Genomic DNA, 8,990 nt, shown 5'->3' with positions numbered 1-8,990 from the left:
GTGTGACTTAAAATCCGCCGGGGGCAACCCCATGCCGGTTCGATTCCGGCTCCGGGCACCACGCGAGCGCAGCACACGCTACCTTCAGATCGCCCGCGAGTAACGCGGTTGCTCATGTGCGGCACGCAGGTACGGGTCGAAGCACATCGCCAGCAACCGCAGCAATGGCCGCCCAGGTTCGCTGGCACGCACCACGCCATCGCGGTATTCGGCCAGGCCGTCTTCCTGCAGCCGCTGCACCGAACGCAGGTCCTCGGCGAAGTACTGCTCGAAATCCACACCGTGACGCTGCCCCAGCAGCACGCCATCCACCTCGCCCTGGCACATCAGCTGCTGGATCAGTTCCGCACGCAGCTGGTCGTCGGCACTCAACGCCACGCCGCGCCAGACCGGCAGCTGGCCTTGGTCCACCGCATCCTCCCACGACGGCAGATCGCGCGGATTCTGGCTGTAGGTGGCACCGATGTGGCTGATCGCACTCACGCCCAGGCCAAGCAGATCAGTATCGGCGTGGGTGGTATAGCCCATGAAGTTGCGATGCAGCTGGCCGGCGCGCTGTGCGCGCGACAGATCCTCTTCCGGCAGTGCGAAGTGATCCATGCCGATGTACTGGTAGCCAGCCGCGGAGAGCTTCTCCACCGCCAGGCCCAGCAGCGCCAGCTTGTCTTCCGGCGAAGGCAAGCGGCCTTCGTCGATCTGCTTCTGCGCGCGGAACAGATGCGGCAGATGCGCGTAGCCATACACCGCCAGGCGATCCGGGCGAAGCGCCAGCACCCGTTCGAGGGTGCGGCCGAATCCTTCCAGGCTCTGCCCCGGCAGGCCATAGATCAGGTCGACGTTGACCGAACGCATGCCGCTGTCGCGGCAGGCGCGCAGGATGTCCAGCGTCTGCTGCACACCCTGTATGCGGTTGATCGATTCCTGCACCTGCGGGTCGAAATCCTGCACGCCCAGGCTGGCCCGGTTGAAGCCCAGCCGCGCCAGCATGGCGATGTCGTGGGTGTCGATGAAGCGCGGATCGAGTTCGATCGAGAAATCGCGCTGCGGCGAATCACTGAAATCGAAGCGCCGGCGCAACCCTTCCACCAGCGTGGTCATCGCCTCGGCATCGAGGAAGTTCGGCGTACCACCGCCCAGGTGCAGCTGGATCACCTCGCGGCCGTCATCGAACTGCGGCGCCAACAGGTCGGCCTCGGCCAGCACGCGCGAGACGTAACTGTGGCCACGACCGCGATCGCGGGTGATCACCCGGTTGCAGCCGCAGTAGAAGCAGGGGCTGGAACAGAACGGCACATGCACATACAGCGACAGCGCGCGGGCCAGCTGGTTGCTGTCGGAGATCGCCTGGCGCAGCGCCGGCGCGTCGAAGCCATCATGGAAATGCGGCGCGGTCGGATACGAGGTGTAGCGCGGGCCCGGCCGGTCGTGCCGGCGCAGAAGGTCGGGGTCGAAGGTCCAGGCCAGGCCACCGGCGGCGGGAGAGAACGTGTCCATGCCGCCAGCATCGCGCCGGGCGGCCTGCGCCGCCTTGACCCAGATCAATCCTTGCCGGGGATCCCCAGCACCGGCAGGCCCACCTGCGGCCAGCGCAGCATCTGGTAGCGCTTCCAGAAGGTGTCACCGATGCGCGCGGCCACGTCGTTGGCCAGTTCCTGCATCGGCGGGTTGTTGCATTCGGCAGTGGTGATCCGGAACAGCACCAGCCAGCGGTCGAACAGGTCCTTGTCCAGCTCGATGGCCATGTGCTTGGACATCGGCGAGCCCTTGAAGCGGCGGGTACCGCGCAGCATCGCCGACCAGAAGTCGACCAGCTGCGCCAGATGCTCAGGCCAATCGTGGACGTGCGCCTCGAACACCGGTCCCAGCCGTTCTTCCTCACGCACGCGGGCATAGAAATCGTGAACCAGGCGGGTCACGTCCTGCTCGGTGCACAACCCGGGCGAGGCGACGGGGAGGACAGGCGGCGGTGTTGCGTTCATCGGGGTACCCAAAGCGTGCCGGCAGTGTGCCGCACCCAGGCGGCAGCGCCGTTGATCCAGATCAATGTCGGCGCAGTCCGCTGCACCTAGGCTGGCACGCTTGCAGGAAGCATGCCCTGCGGATGCCGCGCCAGCCTTGGCGAAGTATACGCGCCGCCCACTTTTCGATCCGGGACAGCATGAACAGACCTTCTCCCAACCGCCGCCAGAGGCTGATCCAGCAGTGGGGCGCCATCCTCTGGCCCAGCTTCATCGCCGCCGGCGTTGCCAGCGTGGTGTTCTTCGCCTTCGTCGATCCGTTGCGCCTGCAGGCCATCAGTTTCCCGGGCACGGCCATCAGTCGCGAACTGGGCTATACGGCGGGATTCTTCATGTTCTGGTCGGTGACGGCACTGTCCAGCGCGGTCACCTGGTACCTGCAGCGGCCGATGCCGAGCGATGACGACGACGAGCTGCCGCTGGGATGAGTACGTCCTGCACCCGGATCCCTCGTCCCTGGCACTGGCGCGGCACGCTCAGCGCCGCCTTGCTGGCGCTGTTCTACGCACTGCCGTGGCTGCGCTGGGAGGGTCGCCAGGCGCTGTTGCTGGACATCAACGCGCGGCGATTCGACCTGTTTGGCTGGACGTTGTGGCCCAGCGACGCCGGCGTGCTGATCGGACTGCTGGCGGTGCTGGCGGTGGGCCTTGCGCTGCTTACCCACCTCGCGGGGCGCATCTGGTGCGGCCATGCCTGCCCGCAGACCCTGTGGCGGCGCGCCTTCGACGGGATCGCCCGCAGCGCGGCCCGCATGCTGCCTGCACCTGCTGTACGCCCGGCCACCCAGCTGGCCTGGGGACTGCTATCCGTGTGGACCGGCGTTACCTTCGTCGGCCTGTTCAGTCCCATCGCCGAACTGGTGACCGCTGCGCCCCACGCCGGCTGGAGCCGCTGGGAAACCTTCTGGGTGCTGTTCTATGCAGCCGCGACCTGGGGCAATGCCGGTTTCCTGCGCGAGCAGGTCTGCCGCTCGCTGTGCCCGTTCGCACGCATGCAGCCGCTGCTGACCGATCCGCACACACCGCGCATGCTGTACGACGCCCGTCGCGGTGAGCCGCGCGGGCCACGTCCGTCCGGGCTTGGCGGAGTACTGGGCCGTGGCCGCGGCCTGCTCGACCCGACCACTGCGCAGGACTACGTATTCCGCGCCGCGCATCCGCTGCTGGCCGGACCGATGCCGACCTTCAGCGCCGACCGCCTCGGTGACTGCATCGACTGCGCTGCTTGTGTCAGCGCCTGCCCGATGCAGCTGGACATCCGCCAGGGGCCGCAGGCCGATTGCCTGGCCTGCGGCGCCTGCCTGGAGGCCTGCGCACAACAACAGCACCGGGCCGGTTTCGGTCCGGGGCTGGTGCGCTACTGCAGTCCGCAGGCGATGGCTGGACAACCGAAGCGCCTGTGGCGACCCCGGACCCTGGCCCTGCTGTCCTTGTTGCTGGCGCTGCTTGCCTGCGGCGCCTGGCGCCTGCTCTGAATCAACGCGACCCGTTGGCGTGCGGCGGCACAAGCTGCGCACGCCGGACGATGCCAAGCTGCTCGATGATCAGCGCCATTTCGTTGGTGACTTCGGTACGCTCGGTCCCCTGCGGGACCAGACGGTCCAGCACCTGCTGGTAGGTATCCCAGAACGCCGGACCGCATCCGTGTTTGTGGTAACTGGCTTCCAGTTCGCGGCGTACCCGTTCAGCCAAGCCATGCATGCCGTATTCCATACGACCTCCGTTGGACTTGTTCTGCATTGTTGACGGTCTACCGACTCACTTGCGTGCTACTGAAAGACTCCCAGGCTTCACGCTTGGTTGACTCCAATTAGTCATAGATTTCACGACAGGTCAATTACATGCAGCGACTTTCGTGATTGAAATTATTAATCGTTCACGAAACTACATACGGGGACCCGGCCCCCCCGGATGGGGTGAAGCCGACAGTAAGCGGGACCCAGGAACCGACACCTCCAGTAGATGGCGCCAATTGTGATTCTCAGATCGATCGATCTTACCTATTTTGCTAAGCATACTTAGCAAAAGGCGCTTAGCGTGCTAGATGCGACAAAAGGCGGCGCAAGTCAGATGGATTCGCCCGCCGGCGCTTCTGTCGTGGGGAACAGGTTCGGATAGCGCTGATGCAGGATGTATTGCCGCAGGGCCGGAATCGGGAAGTCCCTCGGCCATTGCGACACTGCGGAACGGCTTATGCCAAAGAAGCGTGCCAGTTCGGCGTCGGTGCGGAATCCCAGCCGGGTGCGCACCTGCCGCTTGCTCCAGAATTCGGTCACGGTCGGTCCTTCTGTTAACCAGACTGATTCTTGCGACAAGGCTTCTTCGCAATCCACGCGTTAAGCTGGCTTGCATAGATGAATACTCTCGGCCAACGACTCGCGGCAGCCATGAAGAAAGCCGGGCACCCACGCCCGGCCGATCTGGCACGCGCCGCCAAATCAACGACAGCAACCATCAGCAACTGGCTCAACGATCACGTGAGCGCCTCGCACGTGAAAGCCGAACAGCTGTTCCGCATCGCAGATGCGGCCAAGCTGGACGCCCGCGAGCTGCTGTACGGGGTCAGCGGGCTCGGCGTCGGTGAGCCCGGCAGTGCCTACATCCCCAGCCAGGCCCATCTGGATGTCTGGCAGGACGCCTACGAGCTGGTCAGCCATCTGGTGGCCGAGAACGGGCTGGAGATCGACCACCGCCGCCATGCGGCGCTGGATCTGCTCGCGTTCGAACTGCTGATGGATGGCTTCAGCCGCAGCAAGGTGGCTCGCGTTCTGACGACCTCGATGACGTGAATGCACCGCCGCTGGTAGCATGGACCGCGATGGGGATGGGGCTCCCCCGATAACCGCCTGAGAAGGCTGATGGCTCCTGCCAGGACGAACCCGGTGTTCGTCGACGGCAGGTCGTGCCTGCCCTCGGCGTTCGCCATTGACCCTGCGAACCCGCATTCGAGGCACGCCATGCAAGCATTGAACAATTATTTCCTGGTCTTCGTCGGCGGCGGCATCGGCGCCTGCCTGCGCCACGCCTGCAACCTGATCGGCGCGCGGGTGGCGGTCGGCAGTCCGTGGCCCTGGTCGACCTTCCTGATCAACATCAGCGGTGCGCTGCTGATGGGCGTGGTGGTCGAGGTCTTCGCCATGCGCAATGGCGCCTCGCCGCAGCTGCGCCTGCTGCTGGCCACCGGCATCCTCGGCGGCTACACCACGTTTTCCACCTACGCGCTGGAGATCGGCCTGCTGCTGCAGCGTGGCCAGCATGGGCTGGCGGCACTGTATGCCGGTGGCTCGGTGGCGCTGGGCCTTGCCGGTCTGTTCGGTGGCATGAAGCTCGCCCGGCTGGTGCTGGGCTGACCGATCAGGCCGCGCTGGCCCGCGCCTGCCCGCGCCATTCCCGTGGCGACTGCCCGGTATGCGCCTTGAACGCGCGCGACAACGCCGCTTCGCTGCCATAGCCCACTTCGTCGGCGATCCGCTTCAGCGGCCGCCCCTGCCGCAGCGCCTGTTGCGCGAGCCCAACCCGCCACCCCTGCAGGTACTGGCCTGGCGTGGTGCCCATCGCCTCGCGGAAGCTGGCGGCGAACACGCTGCGTGACATGCCGGCGACCTCGGCCAGGTCTTCCAGGGTCCAGGACTGTGCGGGCGCTTCATGCATCGCCACCAATGCCAGCCGCAGCCGCGGATGACCCAGCCCGGCGAACAGGCCGCCGCGCATCTCGCCACCTTCCATCAGCTGGCGCAGCACCTGGATCATCACCACCTCGAACAGCCGGTTGACCATCGCTGCCCGCCCGCAGCGCTGCTCGAACGCCTCTTCGAACAGCAGTTCCAGCGCCGCGTTGCCTCCATACAGGTCGGCCAGCGGCAAGCAGATGAAATCGGGCAGCGCAGCACTGATCGGATTGAGCCGTCCGCCCTCGAAATGCAGGTTGGCGCAGGCCATGTCGGCGCCCTGCTGCGGGTCGGTACTGAAGCGATGTGGCATCGGCCGCGGATACAGCAGCAGGCTCGGCACTTCGACCTGCACGGTCTGCTGCCCGTGACTGACCTGCAGCGGCCCGCGCCGCACCAGGTGCAACTGACCCGCCTCATCCTCACCCTCCAGCGTGTTGATGCCGCACAGCGCGCCGGCATGGAACACCGAAGCCGTGACCGCGAAGCGTTCAAGAAGGATGGCGAGGCGGTCGACCATGGCGGGACTCCGGGTCAATCAAAAATGGCTCAATGCGACAGATCGTATCGGAATCAGCACTGGAAGGGACGGCACTGGCCGCGTGATCCCCCGGGCGCTATACAGGCCGCACATTCCCGCGCATGGAGGCACCGATGTCGCTCCGCATCGCCTTGGCCCTGTTGCCGCTGCTGCTCGCGGCCCCGCACGCACTGTCCGCCTCACCCTCGAAGATCGAACACCTGGCCTGGCTGGCCGGTTGCTGGCAGCTTGATGGCCAGCCGGCCGGTGCCGGCGAGCAGTGGTCCATCCTGGCTGGAAACACCCTGTTCGGCAGCAGCCGCACCCTGCGGGATGGCCGCACGGTGGGCTTCGAGTTCATGCAGCTGCGCCAGCACGATGATGGACGCCTGGTGCTGACCGCCCTGCCCTCTGGCCAGAACGCCACAGACTTCAACGCCACCCGGGTCGATGGCAATGAAGCCGTGTTCGAGAATCCCGCCAACGACTTCCCGCAGCGTATCCACTATCGGCGCCTCGACGACCAGCGCGCGCATGCGCGCATCGAGATCGCGCAGGACAATCCGAAGCAGGCAATGGACTTTCCCATGCATCGCGTCGCCTGCGGTGGACCGGTGCCCGCGACCTGACCGGCACCGCGCCCAGTCCTACGCCGTATGGCGGATCACCACGAAGCCCTCTTCGGCGGCCGGTGCCACGAAGTGGCGGGTGATCTGTGCGAACTCCTCGTCGCTGGCCTGGAACGGATGCTCGCCGAGTGCATTGCGCGCGCGCAGCCGCGCCTTGCAGACGTCGTCGGCAACATCGAGGAAATGCAGTTGATGTGCAGCGCCAGCCGGCGAGAACACTTCACGTGCCCACGCGCGGCTGGCTGGCGTATTGAATGGAAAATCGAGCACCACCGAAACACCCGCCTGCAGCAATGCACGCAGATGATCGGCCAGCGCGGTGCGCAACGTAGCTGCGCGCTGCAGATAGTCGGCAATGGAATGGATTTCGCCCGGGTACAGCGCCGCCAGCCATGCGTCTTCGCTGATCAATACGTGGCGCGGCGCCAATGCCAACTGCTGAGACAGGGTGGATTTGCCGGCACCGATCTTGCCACACACCAGGTGCAGGGTCGGCGCAGGGTCGTTCGATGAAGAGTCGTGCATCTGCGTTCTCCTTGGTGGATTCATCTACCCCGGAGAGCGCTGCGTGCAGCCCGCCTTCCCGGGCGGGCTGCATGGCCGTGACGACCGCGCGCTACCCCGCCTTCCCGTGAGGAATGCGGATAATCGACGCGGTGCTGTGCAGGGCCATGCCGCCAGCGTAGAGCGCCGCCTGTTCGGCCCGCAACCCCCTGCGGCAGTGCAGCGCGCGCAACGTTTCGTTGGCATCTATGCTCGGCGCCATTCCCGCATGGAATGACCCCGATGCGTCCCTTGCTTCGATGCACTGTTGCCCTCTGCCTGCTGCCCTGGATGACATCGCTGGCTGCACCGCCGACGGCGGCACGCATGCTCAGCGGCGAACTGCAGGGCGCGCCCTGGCGGTTGGATGTACCGGCAGACTGGAACGGCGACCTGGTGATGCTGGCCCACGGCTATGAGCCCGTGGGCGTGCCGCGCACCACGCCGATGGCCGCCAACGACAGCACGGCAGCGCTGCTGGGCGCCGGTTACGCCGTCGCGCAGAGCGCATACTCCAGCCAGGGCTGGGCGGTGACCGATGCGATTACCGATACGGAACGCCTGCGCCAGCAGGTAGTGGCTGAACTCAAGCATGTGCGCCACACCTGGATGCTGGGATTCTCGATGGGCGGTGCCGTGACCATTGGCAGCCTCGAGCGCTTCCCGCAGCACTATGCCGGTGGCGTGTCGCTGTGCGGTGCCAATCTCAGTGGCGAACAGATCGCGGCCGACCTGCTGACCACGCTGGTCGCGTTCGATTATTTCTTCCCCAAGGCGAAGGGGCTGCCGGGCACCGGGTTGGCATCGCGCGAAGCCGCCGCGCTGCCACAGGGCGAGTTGTACCAGGGCATCGCCAATGCACTGCAGCACGATCCATTGCACGCCGCGTTGCTGGCGCAGCGGCTGCAGGTCTCCGCTGATGCACTGGCCGGCACGATCAGCCTGCATGCGCTGGTCCTGCATGAACTGGCCACGCGCAGCGGCGGCATGCCGGTCGGCAACCTTGGTGTGGTGTACAGCGGATTCGGTGACGACGCCGCGTTCAATGCCGGCGTGCAGCGCATCGATCCCGTGCCTGCGGCGCAGGCGCATGTCCGCAATGCGCTCGCATTGACCGGCGCGGTGAAGCGACCGCTGGCGATCCAGTTCAACCACAACGACCCCACCATCGTGCCGCACATGCAGGCGGTGTATCCGCAGATGGCCGCACGGGCTGGCGCGCGACCATTGCCGCGCGTGCTGCCGCCAGTGGGCGAAGGGCATTGTGGCTTTTCGGAAGCACAGGTGGTCGACGCCTTGAAGGCGGTACAGCACTGAGACCACCGCGTGCCGCAGCGCATCAGGACCATCCAGCAAGTGCTGCTATGGTGGCCCGGCCCATTGACGGGCACACAAAGGACTGACGTGATGATCAAGACGACCTTGAAGACCGTGATGCTCCTTGGCATGGCCGTGACCGGCCTGGCCTTCGCCGCAGACTCCTGCGAGTTCTGCACCCTGAGGTACGAACAGTGCCTGCGTGCAACCCATGGGCCATTGGGAAAGACCTCCGAGCAGTGTCTGGCCGAGTACAAGCTGTGCCGTGAAATGGACTGCCCGTCGCCCTGACCGGT

At 65.9% G+C, this 8,990-nt stretch carries 13 protein-coding genes and 1 riboswitch; of the genes, 7 read left to right on the top strand and 6 right to left on the bottom strand.

All coding sequences use genetic code 11. The features are described from left to right. Positions 1–84 precede the first annotated feature (84 nt). Together hemN and AC5QAH_RS09885 are read right to left on the bottom strand one after the other, a co-directional pair. Positions 85–1,494 carry an oxygen-independent coproporphyrinogen III oxidase gene (gene hemN / locus AC5QAH_RS09890; RefSeq protein ID WP_272774020.1) on the bottom strand — a complete coding sequence of 470 codons (1,410 nt, stop codon included), beginning with the start codon at positions 1,492–1,494 and terminating at the stop codon, positions 85–87. 44 nt (positions 1,495–1,538) lie between these two features. Next, a complete protein-coding gene (locus AC5QAH_RS09885) occupies positions 1,539–1,979 on the bottom strand; it encodes a group III truncated hemoglobin (RefSeq protein ID WP_029380056.1) in 441 nt (146 codons plus the stop codon). A gap of 179 nt (positions 1,980–2,158) precedes the next feature. Between AC5QAH_RS09885 and AC5QAH_RS09880 the strand changes: the two genes are divergently transcribed. Further along, on the top strand, positions 2,159–2,446 hold the full coding sequence (locus AC5QAH_RS09880; RefSeq protein WP_010486039.1) for a hypothetical protein: 288 nt from the start codon (positions 2,159–2,161) through the stop codon (positions 2,444–2,446). Beyond that, positions 2,443–3,492, top strand: a complete 1,050-nt coding sequence (locus tag AC5QAH_RS09875) for a 4Fe-4S dicluster domain-containing protein (RefSeq protein WP_029380057.1) — start codon at positions 2,443–2,445, stop codon at positions 3,490–3,492. Before AC5QAH_RS09880 ends, AC5QAH_RS09875 begins: the two co-directional genes overlap by 4 nt. Position 3,493: 1 nt before the next feature. Here AC5QAH_RS09875 and AC5QAH_RS09870 read toward each other — a convergent pair whose 3' ends face one another. Next, positions 3,494–3,730, bottom strand: coding sequence for a hypothetical protein (locus tag AC5QAH_RS09870; RefSeq protein WP_019337197.1), 237 nt, complete (start codon positions 3,728–3,730; stop codon positions 3,494–3,496). A gap of 353 nt (positions 3,731–4,083) precedes the next feature. Next, positions 4,084–4,293, bottom strand: a complete 210-nt coding sequence (locus AC5QAH_RS09865; protein WP_495232282.1) for a helix-turn-helix domain-containing protein — start codon at positions 4,291–4,293, stop codon at positions 4,084–4,086. Positions 4,294–4,404: 111 nt separating this feature from the next. On the opposite strand from AC5QAH_RS09865, the gene AC5QAH_RS09860 reads away from it, so the two are divergent. Together AC5QAH_RS09860 and crcB are read left to right on the top strand one after the other, a co-directional pair. Further along, positions 4,405–4,806, top strand: a complete 402-nt coding sequence (locus AC5QAH_RS09860) for a transcriptional regulator (RefSeq protein ID WP_010486043.1) — start codon at positions 4,405–4,407, stop codon at positions 4,804–4,806. A 22-nt stretch (positions 4,807–4,828) separates the two neighbouring features. Beyond that, positions 4,829–4,892: riboswitch (Fluoride riboswitch) on the top strand. Positions 4,893–4,974: 82 nt separating this feature from the next. After that, complete coding sequence (crcB, locus tag AC5QAH_RS09855) at positions 4,975–5,367, top strand: fluoride efflux transporter CrcB (RefSeq protein WP_005412844.1); 393 nt, start codon at positions 4,975–4,977, stop codon at positions 5,365–5,367. A 4-nt stretch (positions 5,368–5,371) separates the two neighbouring features. On the opposite strand, the gene AC5QAH_RS09850 is transcribed toward crcB, so the two are convergent. Continuing rightward, positions 5,372–6,205, bottom strand: a complete 834-nt coding sequence (locus AC5QAH_RS09850) for an AraC family transcriptional regulator (protein ID WP_010486049.1) — start codon at positions 6,203–6,205, stop codon at positions 5,372–5,374. Positions 6,206–6,339: 134 nt separating this feature from the next. On the opposite strand from AC5QAH_RS09850, the gene AC5QAH_RS09845 reads away from it, so the two are divergent. Then, complete coding sequence (locus AC5QAH_RS09845; RefSeq protein ID WP_010486050.1) at positions 6,340–6,834, top strand: DUF6265 family protein; 495 nt, start codon at positions 6,340–6,342, stop codon at positions 6,832–6,834. Positions 6,835–6,852: 18 nt separating this feature from the next. Here AC5QAH_RS09845 and AC5QAH_RS09840 read toward each other — a convergent pair whose 3' ends face one another. Continuing rightward, positions 6,853–7,359, bottom strand: a complete 507-nt coding sequence (locus AC5QAH_RS09840) for a P-loop nucleotide/nucleoside kinase family protein (RefSeq protein WP_495232281.1) — start codon at positions 7,357–7,359, stop codon at positions 6,853–6,855. Between the two features lie 261 nt (positions 7,360–7,620). Here AC5QAH_RS09840 and AC5QAH_RS09835 point away from each other — a divergent pair, with 261 nt between their 5' ends. Then, positions 7,621–8,694 (top strand): alpha/beta hydrolase family protein, encoded by a 1,074-nt coding sequence (locus AC5QAH_RS09835; protein WP_125438103.1) that lies wholly within the window; start codon positions 7,621–7,623, stop codon positions 8,692–8,694. A 90-nt stretch (positions 8,695–8,784) separates the two neighbouring features. Continuing rightward, positions 8,785–8,985, top strand: coding sequence for a hypothetical protein (locus AC5QAH_RS09830; protein WP_043402170.1), 201 nt, complete (start codon positions 8,785–8,787; stop codon positions 8,983–8,985). The last annotated feature ends 5 nt before the right edge of the window (positions 8,986–8,990 follow it).

The organism is Stenotrophomonas sp. YJH_SMC_43, from assembly GCF_059372535.1.
This window is presented reverse-complemented; position numbering and strand designations above follow the sequence as displayed.

What these genes read in the sequence shown, in the direction of transcription:
- AC5QAH_RS09850 (WP_010486049.1), bottom strand. Translation starts at nt 6,205, where the DNA reads ATGGTCGACCGCCTCGCCATCCTTCTTGAACGCTTCGCGGTCACGGCT.
- AC5QAH_RS09860 (WP_010486043.1), top strand. Translation starts at nt 4,405, where the DNA reads ATGAAGAAAGCCGGGCACCCACGCCCGGCCGATCTGGCACGCGCCGCC.
- AC5QAH_RS09840 (WP_495232281.1), bottom strand. Translation starts at nt 7,359, where the DNA reads ATGCACGACTCTTCATCGAACGACCCTGCGCCGACCCTGCACCTGGTG.
- AC5QAH_RS09885 (WP_029380056.1), bottom strand. Translation starts at nt 1,979, where the DNA reads ATGAACGCAACACCGCCGCCTGTCCTCCCCGTCGCCTCGCCCGGGTTG.
- AC5QAH_RS09870 (WP_019337197.1), bottom strand. Translation starts at nt 3,730, where the DNA reads ATGGAATACGGCATGCATGGCTTGGCTGAACGGGTACGCCGCGAACTG.
- crcB (WP_005412844.1), top strand. Translation starts at nt 4,975, where the DNA reads ATGCAAGCATTGAACAATTATTTCCTGGTCTTCGTCGGCGGCGGCATC.
- AC5QAH_RS09835 (WP_125438103.1), top strand. Translation starts at nt 7,621, where the DNA reads ATGCGTCCCTTGCTTCGATGCACTGTTGCCCTCTGCCTGCTGCCCTGG.
- hemN (WP_272774020.1), bottom strand. Translation starts at nt 1,494, where the DNA reads ATGGACACGTTCTCTCCCGCCGCCGGTGGCCTGGCCTGGACCTTCGAC.
- AC5QAH_RS09830 (WP_043402170.1), top strand. Translation starts at nt 8,785, where the DNA reads ATGATCAAGACGACCTTGAAGACCGTGATGCTCCTTGGCATGGCCGTG.
- AC5QAH_RS09875 (WP_029380057.1), top strand. Translation starts at nt 2,443, where the DNA reads ATGAGTACGTCCTGCACCCGGATCCCTCGTCCCTGGCACTGGCGCGGC.
- AC5QAH_RS09845 (WP_010486050.1), top strand. Translation starts at nt 6,340, where the DNA reads ATGTCGCTCCGCATCGCCTTGGCCCTGTTGCCGCTGCTGCTCGCGGCC.
- AC5QAH_RS09880 (WP_010486039.1), top strand. Translation starts at nt 2,159, where the DNA reads ATGAACAGACCTTCTCCCAACCGCCGCCAGAGGCTGATCCAGCAGTGG.